General features: G+C 70.8%; 13 protein-coding genes. 8 read left to right on the top strand and 5 right to left on the bottom strand.

Annotated elements, in window-relative coordinates:
- Positions 1 to 131 precede the first annotated feature (131 nt).
- A complete protein-coding gene (locus AQJ64_RS00195) occupies positions 132 to 2,588 on the top strand; it encodes a DNA gyrase/topoisomerase IV subunit A (protein WP_055638213.1) in 2,457 nt (818 codons plus the stop codon).
- On the opposite strand, the gene AQJ64_RS00190 is transcribed toward AQJ64_RS00195, so the two are convergent.
- Positions 2,585 to 3,706, bottom strand: coding sequence for a CobW family GTP-binding protein (locus AQJ64_RS00190; RefSeq protein WP_079061382.1), 1,122 nt, complete (start codon positions 3,704 to 3,706; stop codon positions 2,585 to 2,587). The two genes, AQJ64_RS00195 and AQJ64_RS00190, sit on opposite strands and share 4 nt — an antisense overlap.
- A gap of 342 nt (positions 3,707 to 4,048) precedes the next feature.
- On the opposite strand from AQJ64_RS00190, the gene AQJ64_RS00185 reads away from it, so the two are divergent.
- Positions 4,049 to 4,585: a DUF6082 family protein gene (locus AQJ64_RS00185; RefSeq protein ID WP_338060020.1), complete on the top strand. Its 537-nt coding sequence runs from the start codon at positions 4,049 to 4,051 to the stop codon at positions 4,583 to 4,585.
- Positions 4,586 to 4,797: 212 nt separating this feature from the next.
- Positions 4,798 to 5,037: a hypothetical protein gene (locus tag AQJ64_RS00180; protein ID WP_099054135.1), complete on the top strand. Its 240-nt coding sequence runs from the start codon at positions 4,798 to 4,800 to the stop codon at positions 5,035 to 5,037.
- A 165-nt stretch (positions 5,038 to 5,202) separates the two neighbouring features.
- On the opposite strand, the gene AQJ64_RS00175 is transcribed toward AQJ64_RS00180, so the two are convergent.
- Positions 5,203 to 6,396, bottom strand: coding sequence for a citrate synthase/methylcitrate synthase (locus AQJ64_RS00175; RefSeq protein WP_055638216.1), 1,194 nt, complete (start codon positions 6,394 to 6,396; stop codon positions 5,203 to 5,205).
- A gap of 119 nt (positions 6,397 to 6,515) precedes the next feature.
- On the opposite strand from AQJ64_RS00175, the gene AQJ64_RS00170 reads away from it, so the two are divergent.
- The 4 genes from AQJ64_RS00170 (at position 6,516) to AQJ64_RS00155 (ending at position 11,379) form a co-directional block, all read left to right on the top strand.
- The gene (locus AQJ64_RS00170) at positions 6,516 to 7,769 is read left to right on the top strand and encodes a citrate synthase (protein WP_059202293.1); all 1,254 of its coding nucleotides are present in this window, start codon (positions 6,516 to 6,518) and stop codon (positions 7,767 to 7,769) included.
- A 189-nt stretch (positions 7,770 to 7,958) separates the two neighbouring features.
- A complete protein-coding gene (locus AQJ64_RS00165) occupies positions 7,959 to 8,900 on the top strand; it encodes a ferredoxin family protein (protein WP_055637824.1) in 942 nt (313 codons plus the stop codon).
- Positions 8,901 to 9,031: 131 nt separating this feature from the next.
- On the top strand, positions 9,032 to 10,702 hold the full coding sequence (locus AQJ64_RS00160) for an ATP-binding protein (RefSeq protein WP_055637823.1): 1,671 nt from the start codon (positions 9,032 to 9,034) through the stop codon (positions 10,700 to 10,702).
- Positions 10,699 to 11,379 carry a response regulator gene (locus tag AQJ64_RS00155; RefSeq protein WP_055637822.1) on the top strand — a complete coding sequence of 227 codons (681 nt, stop codon included), beginning with the start codon at positions 10,699 to 10,701 and terminating at the stop codon, positions 11,377 to 11,379. The genes AQJ64_RS00160 and AQJ64_RS00155 overlap by 4 nt, the downstream gene beginning before the upstream one ends.
- Before the next feature lie 21 nt (positions 11,380 to 11,400).
- On the opposite strand, the gene AQJ64_RS00150 is transcribed toward AQJ64_RS00155, so the two are convergent.
- From AQJ64_RS00150 to AQJ64_RS00140, 3 genes are all read right to left on the bottom strand, one after another.
- Complete coding sequence (locus tag AQJ64_RS00150; protein ID WP_055637821.1) at positions 11,401 to 12,456, bottom strand: ABC transporter substrate-binding protein; 1,056 nt, start codon at positions 12,454 to 12,456, stop codon at positions 11,401 to 11,403.
- 101 nt (positions 12,457 to 12,557) lie between these two features.
- On the bottom strand, positions 12,558 to 13,421 hold the full coding sequence (locus tag AQJ64_RS00145; RefSeq protein ID WP_055637820.1) for an ABC transporter permease: 864 nt from the start codon (positions 13,419 to 13,421) through the stop codon (positions 12,558 to 12,560).
- Complete coding sequence (locus tag AQJ64_RS00140; protein ID WP_055637819.1) at positions 13,411 to 14,226, bottom strand: ABC transporter ATP-binding protein; 816 nt, start codon at positions 14,224 to 14,226, stop codon at positions 13,411 to 13,413. The genes AQJ64_RS00145 and AQJ64_RS00140 overlap by 11 nt, the downstream gene beginning before the upstream one ends.
- Before the next feature lie 161 nt (positions 14,227 to 14,387).
- Between AQJ64_RS00140 and AQJ64_RS00135 the strand changes: the two genes are divergently transcribed.
- Positions 14,388 to 15,080 (top strand): response regulator, encoded by a 693-nt coding sequence (locus AQJ64_RS00135; protein ID WP_055637818.1) that lies wholly within the window; start codon positions 14,388 to 14,390, stop codon positions 15,078 to 15,080.
- Positions 15,081 to 15,087: the final 7 nt, after the last annotated feature.

Here is a 15,087-nt window from a genome sequence, read left to right as displayed (position 1 = left end):
CCGGAACGGACATGACGTACCCTGCGGGCAATCATGAGAGGGCCGGGGTCCTGGGCCCGTCTTGTCAGTGCCACGGTCCACAATGGACCGCGTCAGAATCCGTCACACGCCTCAGCAAGGAGCCGGCAGCGATGGCCCGCCGCAGCACGAAGACCCCGCCGCCCGACGACTCGTACGAGGAGCGGATCCTCGACATCGACGTCGTCGACGAGATGCAGGGCTCCTTCCTCGAGTACGCGTACTCGGTCATCTACTCCCGCGCCCTGCCCGACGCCCGCGACGGACTCAAGCCGGTCCACCGTCGCATCGTCTACCAGATGAACGAGATGGGCCTGCGCCCCGACCGCGGCTATGTGAAGTGCGCCCGCGTCGTCGGCGAGGTCATGGGCAAGCTGCACCCGCACGGCGACTCGTCGATCTACGACGCCCTGGTGCGCATGGCGCAGCCGTTCTCCATGCGCGTGCCGCTGGTCGACGGCCACGGCAACTTCGGTTCCCTGGGCAACGACGACCCGCCGGCCGCCATGCGGTACACCGAGTGCCGTCAGGCCGAGGCGACGAGCCTGATGACGGAGTCGATCGACGAGGACACGGTCGACTTCGCGCCGAACTACGACGGCCAGGAGCAGGAGCCGGTGGCGCTGCCCGCCGCCTTCCCGAACCTGCTGGTCAACGGCGCGTCCGGGATCGCGGTCGGCATGGCCACGAACATGCCGCCGCACAACCTGGGCGAGGTCGTCGCGGCCGCCCGGCACCTGATCCGCTACCCCAACGCGGATCTGGACACCCTGATGAAGTTCGTCCCGGGGCCGGATCTGCCCACCGGCGGCCGGATCGTCGGCCTGTCCGGCGTCCGCGACGCCTACGAGACGGGCCGCGGCACCTTCAAGATCCGCGCCACGGTCGCAGTGGAGACGGTGACGGCCCGCCGCAAGGGCCTGGTGGTCACGGAGCTGCCGTTCACGGTCGGCCCCGAGAAGGTCATCGCCAAGATCAAGGACCTGGTCGGTTCGAAGAAGATCCAGGGCATCGCCGACGTCAAGGACCTCACCGACCGTGCGCACGGCCTGCGCCTGGTCATCGAGATCAAGAACGGCTTCGTGCCGGAGGCCGTCCTGGAGCAGCTCTACAAGCTGACGCCGATGGAGGAGTCCTTCGGCATCAACAACGTGGCACTGGTGGACGGCCAGCCGCTGACGCTCGGCCTCAAGGAGCTCCTGGAGGTCTATCTCGACCACCGCTTCGACGTGGTCCGCCGGCGCAGCGAGTTCCGCCGCGGCAAGCGCCGCGACCGGCTGCACCTGGTGGAGGGCCTGCTGACGGCCCTCGTCGACATCGACGAGGTCATCCGGCTGATCCGCTCCAGCGACAACAGCGCGGAGGCGAAGCAGCGCCTCATGGAGCGTTTCTCGCTCTCCGAGATCCAGACCCAGTACATCCTCGACACCCCGCTGCGCCGCCTCACCAGGTTCGACCGCATCGAGCTGGAGGCGGAGAAGGAGCGGCTCAACGCGGAGATCGCGGAGCTGACCCGGATCCTGGACTCGGACGCGGAGCTGCGCAAGCTGGTCTCGTCCGAACTGGCCGCGGTGGCCAAGAAGTTCGGCACCGAGCGGCGTACGGTCCTGCTGGAGTCGTCCGGCGCCCCGGCCGCCGCCGTACCGCTGCAGGTCGCGGACGACCCGTGCCGGGTCCTGCTGTCGTCCACGGGGCTGCTGGCCCGTACGGCGAACGGCGAGCCCTTCACCGGTGACGACGACGGCAAGCGCGCCAAGCACGACGTGATCGTCTCGGCGGTACCGGCCACCGCGCGCGGGGAGATCGGCGCGGTCACCTCGGCGGGCCGGCTGCTGCGGATCAACGTCGTCGACCTGCCGCAGCTGCCGGACACGGTGTCGGCGCCGAACCTCGCGGGGGGTGCCCCGCTGACGGAGTTCGTCTCCCTGGAGGGCGACGAGACGCTGGTCTGCCTCATCACGCTCGACGAGTCCTCGCCCGGTCTGGCGCTCGGCACGGAACAGGGCGTGGTCAAGCGGGTGGTGCCCGACTATCCGTCCAACAAGGAGGAGCTGGAGGTCATCACCCTCAAGGAGGGCGACCGGATCGTCGGCGCGATCGAGCTGCGCACCGGCGAGGAGGACCTGGTCTTCATCACCGACGACGCCCAGTTGCTGCGCTACCAGGCGGCGCAGGTGCGTCCGCAGGGACGTCCGGCGGGCGGCATGGCGGGCATCAAGCTCGCCGAGGGCGTGAAGGTGATCTCGTTCACGGCGGTGGACCCGTCGGTGGACGCGGTGGTCTTCACGGTCGCCGGCTCGCGCGGCACGCTGGACGACTCGGTCCAGACGACGGCCAAGCTGACCCCGTTCGACCAGTACCCGCGCAAGGGCCGCGCCACCGGCGGAGTGCGCTGCCAGCGGTTCCTGAAGGGCGAGGACTGCCTGTCCTTCGCCTGGGCGGGCCCGGTCCCGGCGAAGGCCGCCCAGAAGAACGGCATGCCGGCCGAACTGCCCGAGATGGACCCGCGCCGCGACGGCTCGGGCGTCTCCCTGCCGAAGACGGTGGGCGTGGTGGCGGGCCCGGTCTAGGCCGGTTCCCCGGGATCCGACGTACCGTCCGGGTCCTGTACGTAGCGCAGGACGCCCCACATGCCGTGCTCGTCGGCGTGCGGGGCGTCGCTCCTGCACGCCGCCAGTTCCTTGCCGAGGGTCTCGGCGTCGATGCCGGTGCCGATGAGGACGAGCTGGGTGAGGCGGTCCTCGGCGGCGCCCCAGCCCTGCGGGTAGAAGCGCAGGAAGCGGCCGACGGCGTGCACGGCGTAGCGGTTCAGGGCGTCGTGCGCGCCGAAGTCGACGTACCCCTTGATCCGGTAGAGCCCCTCGGGCCTGCTGTCGAGGAAGGCCATCAACCGGCGGGGGTCGAGGGGGACTTCGGAGACGAAGGAGACGCTGTCGTAGGCGGCGTGCAGATGCCCCTGGTGCCGTTCGTCGTGGCGGTCACGACCGTAGCCGCCGTCGTGGCCGTCGTCGCCGTCATGGCCGTCATGGCCGTCGTGCCCGTGCAGGTCGTCGAAGGACAGCTGCCCGATGCGCTCCTCGCTGGGCCGGCAGTCGAAGAGGAACTCCGGGTCGACCCGGCCGTACGTCGCCGGGACGACGGCCGCGCGGTCGGTGAGCGAGCGGACGAGGTCCAGGACGTGCCCGGCGTGCGGAGCGCGGTCGATCTTGTTGACGACGACCAGGTCGGCGAGGGCGAGATGCCGGTCGACCCCGGGGTGCCTGGTGCGGGTGTCGTCGAACTCGGCGGCGTCGACGACCTCGACGAGACCTCCGTACACGATCCCCGGATGCTCGCTGGCGAGCACCATCCGCACCAGTTCCTCGGGTTCGGCGAGACCGCTGGCCTCGATGACGATGACGTCGATGCCGGTGTCGGGGTGGGCGAGCCGCTCCAGATAGACGTCGAGCTCGCTCGTGTCGACGGCACAGCACAGACAGCCGTTGCCGAGGGAGACGGTGGAGTCGCCGAGTGCGCCGGCCACGGCCATGGCGTCGATCTCGATCGCTCCGAAGTCGTTGACGATCGCCCCGATGCGGCTGCCCCCGCTGCGGTGCAGGAGATGGTTCAGCAGGGTCGTCTTGCCGGAGCCGAGGAATCCGGCGAGTACGACGACCGGGATCTGCTGCGGAGTGCGGCTCTGCGTCACCGTGCGACCTCTCTGACACCTGCGCGCACCCCGGCTCACGGCTGCGGAGCGCGTACGACGATGGAACGCGCCCCAGGATACGAGTCCACCGAATCCCCCCGAAGTGAACGATTGTTAGCAGCACTTGCGGGGCAGACGTCTGGCAAGGCGCCCTGGCGTGCGACCCTCGCTTCCCTCCGTGCGCCTCCCCTCCGCCTCCCCCGCCGATCAGAGCGGCTCGGCACCCTGGGAGACGGCAAGCGCCGCCCACCGCTCGCCGGTCCCCGTCACTCCACCCGCACCCCGACGACCGGCGCACGGCCGCCTGATTCGGGGGTTGACATGGCCACACGGAAGTCTCGGATGCGGGGACTCGCTCCCGTCGCTGCGGCGGGCCTCGGCATCGCGGCCGGGGCCCTCGCAGCACTGACCGTCCAGCGGAACACCCTCAACGCGCTGCGCACCCGACTCGAGCGCCTGGAGCAGGCGGTCGCGGCGCCGGCCCACACGAACCTCGCCCATCAGCAGCGGCTGCACTGGGAACTGCTCAGCAAGGCGATCGACAGCCCCGAGCTGGCCGAAGTGCTGGACATCTTCGAGGTGCCGGCGTCACCCCAGAAGCGACGGCAATACCTCTTCGCCAACGCCTTGTACACGAACCTGCTCTTCTACCACCGCATCGGCAACCTCAGCCGCGAGGAGTTCCACGGCCGGATGCGCGGTCTGCTGCAGAACCCTGTCGTCCGGGAGTACTGGTACGCCACACAAGGCCAGCGGGCGACTCTCCCCGCCGATTCGATCGAGGCCGACCTGGGGCGCATGGTCGACGAACTCCTGCGTCAGCTCGAAGAGGCCGATGTGGACGAGTGGTGGGTGGTGGGCGAGCCACCGGCCGAGTAGAGGGCGCGCGCTCCGAGGTTCACGCCGACGGCCCATAACGAACCGGTCAAGTGCGCAGTTGATGGGGGCGTCAGGGAGTTGACTCGCGCTTGATCGCGTAGAGGACCCCACACCATCGTCGCCTACGCCGCCGGATGACGAGTGCACCCCACAGGGTCCGCCTTGCATCGAGCAGTCGTCGTGCGCAAGCCAATGGACCAAGGGAAGCAACAGTGAGTCAGATCATCCGTCGGATCGGTGCGGCCCCAGCCGAGCGGGGGAGCACGGGAGGGGGCAACTGCCCCGACATCTTCGAGTTGGCCGACGGGAACTTCGCAGTGATCGGCACGGACGCCACGGATTCGCTGGACCCCGACCTTCCGTCCGACGCCTCCCGCGCCGACTACGAACGCATCGTCGTCATCACGCGCGAGACCCTCATTCGCGCGAAGGTCGACATCCCGGACGCGTGACACGGCTTCGGGGAGAGCATCGAACTCCCCCGCAACGGGCCCGGTACGCCACTCGCGACACCGGGCCCACGGCGCGTGCGCCCGCCGTGCGCCGTGCGCGCCCCCTCCGATACGACCTGTCCGCGACCGCGCCCTCTCTGCGGTGCAAGCGTCCGGGCGCCCCCTTCAGGCAGCCTCCGGCACCGCCACCGGCGCCCCCGGCCCCACGTACCGCGCCATGGGACGGATGATCTTCGTATCCTCGGCCTGCTCCAGGATGTTGGCGCTCCAGCCCACCACCCGCGCCGCCGCGAACGTGGGGGTGAACATCTCGCGGGGCAGCCCGCACAGCTCCATGACCACGCCGGCGTAGAACTCCACGTTGGTGTGCAGCTCACGGCCCGGCTTCAGTTCGGCGAGGATCGCCTCCACACGCCGTTCCACCTCCACGGCGAACTCGACCCGCGCCCCTCCGAACCGCAGCGCCGTCTCCCGGAGCATGTGCGAGCGCGGGTCCTCCGTGCGGTACACGGCGTGACCGAAGCCCATGATGCGCTCGCCGGCAAGCACCCGCTCCCGGATCCAGGGGTCGATGCGGTCGGGGGTGCCGATCGCGTCCAGGGTGTCCAGTGCCCGGCTGGGCGCACCCCCGTGCAGCGGCCCCGACAGCGCACCCACCGCCCCCACCAGACACGCGGCCACATCGGCCCCGGTCGAGGCGATCACCCGGGCCGTGAACGTTGACGCATTGAATCCATGATCAATGGTTGAGATCAGATACTGCTCGACCGCCCGGACCCGCTCCGCATGGGGCTCCGTCCCGGTCAGCATGTAGAGATAGTTCGCCGCGTACGACAGGTCCTCGCGCGGCTCGACGGGGTCGAGCCCGTTCCCCAGCCGGTACAGCGCGGTGAGCAGGGTCGGCACGGCCGCGGCCGCCACGACGGTGTCGGCGCGGCGCCGGTCCGCGTCGATGTCGTACACCGGCCGGAAGCCGTTCTCCGCGCCCAGCAGCGACAGGGCCGTCCGCATCCCGGCCAGGGGGTTCGCCCCACCGGCCGCGGCGACGGCGGGCAGCGCCGCCGCCACCGCCCGTGGGAGCCGTCGCAGGGCGGCGGTCTCGGCGGCGAAGGCGGCGCTCCGTTCCGCGTCCGGCAGTTCGCCGTGGATCAGGAGGTGCCACACGTCCTCGAAGGGGCGGGCGTGCGCCAGGTCGACGGCCGAGTACTGGCGGTAGTGGTAGAAGCCCTCGCGCCCCCGGACGTCACCGACCTCGGTGTCGGCGACGACGACACCGGCGAGACCGCGCGGTGCGTCGAGGAGCGCGGGCGCGGACGTGGACGGGTGGACGGGCCGGGCGGCCGACGGGGTGACGGTCATGACTTCCTCCTTGCGATTGATTCGACTTGATTCAACTTGATTTCACTGTCCATGATTGACGAAATTTCTGTCAATATTGATTGAATCAATACATGTCTGCTGCGGATACGGTGGCCCCCATGCGCGATCACCAACCCGCCCCCGGCCACCCGGACCGACGGCTGAGCACCAAGGAGGCCGCCGAACTGCTCGGCGTGAAACCCGAGACCGTGTACGCGTATGTGAGCCGCGGTCAGCTCAGCAGCAGACGCACGCCCGGCGGCCGGGGCAGCACCTTCGACGCGAAGGAGGTCGAGGCGCTCGCGCGGCGCAACAGGCGGGAGAGCGGCGGGAGTCCCGGTGCGGGCGGAGAGCTGTCCGTGCGGACCCGGCTCACCCTCATCGACAAGGACCGGTACTACTACCGCGGTGTCGACGCGACCGAACTGGCCGCCCGGCACCCGTACGAAGAGGTCGCGGAGTGGCTGTGGACCGGCCGCCTGCTCGCCGGCACCGCCTTCACCGCACCCGCCGCCTCCGTCGAGGCCGCCCGCCGCGCGGTCGACGCGCTGCCCGAACACAGCGGCCCCACCGACCGGTTGCGGGTCGCCGCCGTCGCCGCGGCCGTCGCCGACCCGCTGCGGTTCGACCTCACCGAGGAGGCCGTGCTCGGCACCGCGCGCATCCTGATCCCCACCCTTGTCGCCGCTCTCCCGCCCGGGCGGCCCACCCACCGCGACGAGGGCTCCCTGGCCCGGCGCCTGTGGGCACGGCTGACCGCGCGGCCCGTCGACGAGGCGAAGCTTCGCGTCCTGGACACCGCGCTCGGTCTGCTCGTCGACCACGACCTGGCCGCCTCGACGCTCGCGGTGCGGGTCGCCGCCTCGGCCCGCGCGCACCCCTACGCGGCCGTCTCGGCCGGGCTCGGCGTCATCGAGGGGCCTCTGCACGGCGCCGCGAGCGGACTCGCGCACCGGCTGCTGGAGGAGGTCCTCGACCTGGGCGACGCGGGACCGGTGATCGCCCAGGAGCTGCGGGCCGGCCGCCGCATCCCCGGCCTCGGCCACCGGCTCTACCCCGGCGAGGACCCACGCGCGCGTGCCCTGTTCGCCCTCCTGGAGGACATTCCGGACGCGGCACCCGCCCTCGCCGCGGCACGCGACATCGTGACCACGACCGCCCGCCACTCCCCGTTGCACGCCAACGTCGACCTCGCGCTCGGCGTCCTGACCGCCTCCTTCGGCATGGAGGCCGCGGCGGGCGAGACGATCTTCGCGGTGGCCCGGACGGCAGGCTGGATCGCCCACGCCCTGGAGGAGTACGGCGAACGCCCCCTGCGGATGCGTCCCAGCGGGCACTACGTGGGACCGAGGCCGCCCCAGCACCTCCCCTAGGGCCTGTCGTTTGGGTCACGCCGCAGACGCGGGGTCTGGTCCGCACTCCCCCAGAGGGAGGGACCCCAGCCGCGTTGTCGCTCGTGACCTGGGCGAAGACCACCCGCACAGGCCCACCCCGAGGACTCCACGGCGATCCACAGGCGCCGTGGGAGGTGCGGCGCGTCAAGTCAGGTTAGGCTCACCTCTGTGAGTACGTGCGCGACCGACTCGCGGAACCTCGGCGAGCCCATGCCCGGAACCGCGGCCACCGCCTCGACCTGGCTCCTGCTGGAACAGGCCGGTCCGTGGGGTGCCAAGGCGCTCACCTCGAGCCATCTGGACCCCGTACTGGGCCGAGCCCTGGAAGCGGCCGCCCAGGACACGGGCGTGCGGATCGCGCTCATCCGCCGCCCGGGCCGGCACGCCGACCCCGGTATGCCGCCGCCCGTACGGCAGGTCTACGCGGCCCACACCGCGCCGGGGAACGTCTGGCTGCACTCCGCCACGACCACCGACCCCGCGCGGCTGCTCGACCTCGACTTCGCCGCGCTCGGCCGGGGCGACCACCGCGGCTTCGACACCGCGCTGCGGGGCGGCCCGCACACCGGTGATCCGCTCGCCCTCGTCTGCACCAACGGCAAGCGCGACCGCTGCTGCGCCCTGCTGGGCCGCCCGCTCGCGGCCGAGCTGGCCGCCTCGGGCGTACAGGGCGTGTGGGAGGTCACTCATCTGGGCGGTCATCGCTTCTCCCCGACGGTCCTCGTCCTGCCGCACGGCTACGTGTACGGCCGCGCCGAGGCCCACACCGTCAAGGAGGTCCTGCACGGCGTCCAGGAGGGGCGGGTCGTCGTGGAGGGCTGCCGCGGGCGTTCCACCTGGGAGCGGCCCGGGCAGGCCGCGGAGCTGGCCGTGCGCCGGGCGACCGGCGAGGACCGCGCCGAGGCGCTCGACGTCGTCCTCACCACCGGCGAGGCGCCACGCTGGGAGGTGACCGTCGCGCACACCGACGGGCGCCACTGGCGGGTCGTGGTGGCCCAGGGTGCGTCCCGGCCGCCCCGCCAGGAGAGCTGTGGGGTGTCGGTCCTCGGTTCACCCGCGCGGATGGACGTGGTGGCGGTGCGCGAACTGGCGGTCGCGGCGGTTGGCTGACGCAGCCGTGTCCATGGTGGATCCCGAGCCCCGCGCGGGGCCCCTCCGAACCGTTTCCTCTTGAGCCGGTCAAGAGATCCACACCACACACCCCTACGGCTCCACCGCCCCGCCCACGTACCGTCTTGGGTATGAGCCCCTCTCCCCCCGCCCGTCGCCTGCGCCTCGGCATGCCCCGGCGCGTGTTCTCGCAGGTGCTGCTGATGCAGCTGGCGATCGCCGCGGGAGTCGTGGTGCTCGCGACCGGTCTGTTCCTCGCCCCGCTCAGCAACCAGCTGGACGACCAGGCGATGCGCCGCGCCCTCGCCATCGCCCAGACCACGGCGGCGGTCCCCCAGATCGCCGAGGACCTGCGACGGACCCCGCCCACGGTCGACGGCCCGGTGCAGCGCGAGGCGGAACGGATCCGCAAGGCCAGCGGCGCCGAGTACGTCGTCGTGATGGACCTGAACGGCACCCGCTGGTCGCACACCGACCCCGACGAGGTCGGCGGCCATGTGTCGACAGATCCGCAGAAGGCGCTGGCCGGCCAGGACGTGATGGAGATCGACAGCGGCACCCTGGGCCGTTCGGCCCGCGGCAAGGTGCCCCTGCGCGACAGCGCCGGCGACATCATCGGGGCGGTCTCGGTCGGTATCGAGTACGACAGCGTGCGCGCCCGTCTGATCCATGCGATCCCGGGCCTGTTCGCCTACGCCGGCGGTGCGCTCGCCGTGGGCGCGCTGGCCGCCTGGCTGATCTCCCGCCGGGTCCAGCGGCAGACCCGTGACCTGGCCTTCTCCGATATCTCGGCCCTGCTCGCGGAGCGTGAGGCGATGCTGCACGGCATCCGCGAGGGCGTCGTCGCGCTGGACCGGAGCGGTCGGGTCCGGCTGCTCAACGACGAGGCGCAACGGCTCCTGGGCATCGGCGACGAGGCAGTGGGCCGCTCCCCCGACGAAGCGCTCGGCGAGGGACGTACGGCCGACGTCCTGGCCGGCCGGGTGACCGGCACCGACCTGATCGCCGTCCGCGGACAGCGGGTCCTGGTCGTCAACCGGATGCCCACCGACGACGACGGCGCCGTGGCGACGCTGCGCGACCGCACCGAACTGGAGCAGCTCGGCCGCGAGCTCGACTCCACGCGCGGGCTGATCGACGCGCTGCGCGCCCAGGACCACGAGCACGCCAACCGTATGCACACCCTCCTCGGTCTGCTCGAACTGGAGATGTACGACGACGCCGTGGACTTCGTCGGAGAGGTGGTCGGCGACCACCGCGTCACCTCGGAGCAGGTGACCGAGAAGATCGAGGACCCGTTGCTCGCAGCGCTGCTGGTCGGCAAGGCGACCGTCGCGGCCGAGCGCGGGGTCGCCCTGTGGGTCTCCGACGGCACCCGGCTGCCGGACCGGCTCGTCGACCCGCGCGGGCTGGTCACGGTCGTCGGCAACCTCGTGGACAACGCGCTCGACGCCGTCGCCGGCACCCCGCACGCACGCGTGGAGGTCGAACTGCGCGCGGAGGGCCGTACCGCCGTCCTGCGCATACGGGACACAGGACCCGGCATCCCGCCCGAGCAGCGCGAGCTGGTCTTCACCGAGGGCTGGTCCACGAAGAAGCCGCCCGCGCACGGGAAACGCGGCATCGGACTCTCGCTGGTCCGCAGGCTCGCGGAGCGGCAGGGGGGCAGCGCCACGGTCGGCGAGGCGGTCGGCGGGGGCGCCGAGTTCACCGTCGTCCTTCCCGAGGCGCTGGCCGGACCCGACCTGGAACCCGCGCTGACCGCATCGGTGAACAGCACGCGCGAGGAGGAGTCGCGATGATCGAGGTCCTGGTCGTGGACGACGACACCAGGGTCGCCCAGGTCAACGCGGCCTACGTCGAGAAGGTGCCCGGCTTCCGCGTCGCCGGCGAGGCCCACAGCGCGGCCGAGGCGCTGCGCCAGCTGGAGCTGCATCCGCGCCTGGACCTGATTCTGCTGGACCACTACCTGCCCGACGAGACGGGCCTGGAGGTCGTCCAGGAGATGCGGCGGCGCGGCCACCAGACCGATGTGATCATGGTGACGGCGGCACGGGACGTCTCGACCGTGCAGGCGGCGATGCGTCAGGGCGCCCTCCAGTACCTGGTGAAGCCGTTCAACTTCGCGGGCCTGCGCGCCAAGCTGGAGGCGTACGCCGATCTGCGCCGCACGCTCGACGGCGGCGGGGAGGCCGAACAGGCCGACGTCGACCGCATCTTCGGCGCGCTGTCCGCCCCCTCGGAGCCCGGGCTGCCCAAGGGGCACTCCCCCACCACCGCCGAGCTGGTCCGCCAGTCCCTGATGAACGCCGAGGGGCCGCTGTCGGCCCAGGAGATCGCCGACCGGACCGGGGTGAGCCGCCAGACCGCCCAGCGCTATCTGAAGCTCCTGGAACGCACGGGACGGGCCCGGCTGACCCTGAAATACGGCGACGCGGGCCGCCCGGAACACCGTTACGTGTGGGCGACCCGCGCCTGAGGGCACGGCGGGGCGGGGCCGTCAGCCGGCCGCCTTCTCGACGAACTCCGTGGTGTAGGTCTTGCTCAGGTCGACGTCGGCGTTCTGGATGGCGGGGTTGAACGCCTTGAGCACCTTCTCCACGGTCTCGGGGCCCTCCTCGGGCATCACGCCGTCCTTGGTGAACATCGGCAGCGTGCTCTTGATGGCCACCGCGTACAGCGTCTTGTTGCCCTGCGAGTAGTCGGCCGGCATCTTGTCGGCGATCTCGCTGGCGCTGTGGGTGGACATCCACTTGAGCGTCTTGACGAATGCATTGGCCAACTTCTGGACGGTGTCCTTGTGACTGTTGACCCAGTCCGTCTGCATGTACAGGCTTGACGACGGGTACGGGCCGCCCAGCGCCTCCATGGATCCCTGCGGCGTCCTCATGTCGATGAGAACCTTGCCGACCTTCTTGTCCAGGATGTTCGCGACGGTCGGGTCGGTCGTCATGCCCGCGTCGATGGCGCCCTGCTCCAGCGCCGAGATGAACGTGGGACCCGCGCCCACCGCGACCGGGGTGAACTCGCTGACCTTCACACCGTTCTTGACGGCAAGGTACTTGGTGAGGAAGTCGGTCGAGGAGCCGAGGCCGGTCACGCCGAGCTTCTTGCCCTTGAAGTCCTCGGGCGAGGTGATCTTGCCCTCCGCCTTGGTGGAGACGATCTCCACCTCGCCGGGCGCCTGCGAGAACTGCACGACGGACTCGACGTCCTTGCCCTTCACCTGGAGGTCGAGCGTGTGGTCGTAGAAGCCGACGGCGCCCTGGACCTGGCCGGAGACGAGCGCGGTCTCGGCCTGCACACCGGCCGGCTCGCTCAGCAGCTCGACGTCGAGGCCCTCGGCGTCGAAGTAGCCGAGGCGCTGGGTGAGCATCGCGGGCAGGTAGATGACCTTGTCCAGGCCGCCGACCATGATCTTGACCTTCGTCCCCTTGCCGTCCCCGCCGGAGCCGGTGGAGGCGGTGCTCGCCGCGTCGTTGGCACAGGCGGTGAGGGAGGAGAGGGCGAGCAGGCCGGCGGCGGCCAGGGCGGCATGTCTGGCGGAGAAGCGCATGACGGGTTCACGTCCTTGTGAGAGGGGTGGTGGTGCGGGGTGAAACGGCCGGGATCGGCGAGGATCGTTCAACGAAGCGGCAGAGGGCCGTTCGGCGAGCGTCAGCTGTCGGAGCCCGACGGCTTCCACCGGAAGATGCGCCGCTCGGCGAAGGTGAGCACTCCCTCGGCGACGAGTGCCACGACGGCGAGGATGACCATCGCCGCGTACACACCGGCCGCGTTGAACGTGCCCTGGGACTGTGCGACGAGCAGGCCGATGCCCTTGGTGGCGCCGATGTACTCGCCGACGATCGCGCCGATGAGGGCGAAACCGAAGCTGACGTGCAGGCTGGTGAAGATCCAGGAGGTGGCGGAGGGGATGACGACCTGAAGCGTCACCCTGCGGTCGCTCGCCCCGAGGATACGGGCGTTGGCGACCAGGTTGCGGTCGACCTCGCGAGCGCCCTGGAAGGCGTTGAAGAAGACGGGGAAGAACACCAGGACGACGGCCGAGGCGACCTTGGAGGCGGGGCCGAGACCGAACCAGATGACGAAGATCGGCGCAAGGACGATACGGGGGATCGAGTTGAGCACCTTGATGTATGGACCAAGAACATCGGCGAGGAAGGTGATCCGCCCGAGCGCGATACCGCACACGACACCGGCGATCACACCGATGACCCAGCCGAGCAGTGCCTCGTAGAGCGTGTACCAGATCTGTTCGCCGAGGGAGCCGAGCGCGGTCCCGTGGGTGACCCAGGTCCAGATCTGGTCCCAGATCTTGGAGGGCATCGAGAAGTTGAACGGATCGATGGCCTCGGCCCGGGAGAGCGCCTCCCACAGGGCGAGGACGAGCACCAGGAGAAGGATCCGGGAGGTCCCGACGACGATCTTGCGCCGGCGGGCGGCCCGCGCGCGTGAGTGGGCGCGATCCGGCGCCTTGACCGTGTCCGCGACGGGGCTGCTGAGGACGTCAGGCGACATGGGCGGCACCTCTTTCGCGGGTGATGCGGACCTCTTCGCCGAGGGACTCCCAGATCTCGCGGTAGATCTCGATGAACCGCGGCTCCAGACGCACCGACTCCACCTTGCGCGGGCGCGGCAGATCGATGTCGAAGACCTGCTTCACGGTGGCCGGCCCCGCGGTCATGACCACGACCTTGTCGGCCAGCGCGATGGACTCCTCCAGGTCGTGGGTGACGAAGACGACCGAGGCGCCCGTGCCCTCCCACAGCTCCAGGAGCTCGTCCGACATCAGCGCCCGCGTCTGCACGTCGAGTGCCGAGAACGGCTCGTCCATGAGCAGGATCTCGGGGTCGTTGACGAAGGTGGCGGCGAGGGCGACGCGCTTGCGCTGACCGCCGGAGAGCTGGTGCGGGTAGCGGTCCTCGAAGGCGGCGAGCCCGACCCGGGCCAGCCAGTCGCGGGCCTTCTCCCTGGCCTCCGCCTTGGGCACGCCACGGAAGCGGGGGCCCGCCATGACGTTGGACAGGACCGTGCGCCAGGGGAAGGTGGCATCCTGCTGGAAGACGAAGCCGACCTTGTCGCCGACCCCGCGCACCGGCTGCCCGGCGACCAGCACCTCGCCCCGCGTCGGCTCCTCCAGGCCGCTGACCAGGGTCAACGTGGTCGACTTGCCGCAGCCGGTGGGGCCGACGACGGCCACGAACTCACCGCGCCCGACGGTGAGGTCGAGGTCCCGGACGGCCGTGTGCAGGCCTCCCGAGGGGGTCCTGAAGACCTTGCTCGCGCCCCGCAGCTCGATGGCGGGGCTGGTGTGTGCGCTCATGGCCGGGGACGGTAGATGTGAGCCGGGACACCGCATCAGCCTTGTGGGCGCATGCGCTTCTTTTGCTTGCAAGAGGCTGTTGTGCTCTTTTTGCGCGCGCTACAACAGCGGAGCCGAAACATGGGCTTAACGCCCACCAGGCCTTGAGGGAAAGAGGCCCGATGATTGACGTCCTGGTCGTGGACGACGACTTCCGCGTCGCCGAGATAAACGCCAAGTACGTGGGAAAGGTTCCCGGCTTCCGGGTGGCCGCCCGCGCGCACAGTGCCGCCCAGGCGCTGGCCACCGTGCAGCGCGGAAGCATCGACCTGGTCCTGCTCGACCACTACCTCCCCGACGGGACGGGCCTGGAGCTGGTGCACCGGATGCGGGAACAGGGCCATGGCACCGACGTCATCATGATCACGGCAGCCGGCGACGTCACCACCGTGCAGACCGCCATGCGCCTGGGTGCCCTGCACTACCTGGTGAAACCGTTCACCTTCGCCGCTCTGCGCACCCGTCTCGACTCCTACGCCGCGCTGCGCCGCACGGTGGACCGGGTCGGCGGCCGGGGCGTCGCCGGCCAGGAACAGGTCGACCGGATCTTCGGCGCCCTGCGCACCACCCCGGTCCTGTCCTCCCCCGGCCTGCCGACCGGCCACTCGGAACCGACGACGGACCTGATCTGCACCGTCCTGCACCGCGCCGACCACCCGCTCTCGGCCCACGAGGTGGCCGCCGAGACGGGCCTGAGCCGCTCCACCGCCCAGCGCTACCTCCGCCACCTGGAACAGGCCGGCCGTCTGCGCCTGTCCCTCAAGTACGGCGACACCGGCCGCCCGGAACACCGCTACGCCTGGGTGGCGCCGTAGCGCTCCG

Source organism: Streptomyces griseoruber (genome assembly GCF_001514205.1).
In the GTDB taxonomy this organism is placed as follows: domain Bacteria; phylum Actinomycetota; class Actinomycetes; order Streptomycetales; family Streptomycetaceae; genus Streptomyces; species Streptomyces griseoruber.
Note: the sequence above shows the minus strand (reverse complement) of the source record. Positions and strands in the feature narration are given on the sequence as shown.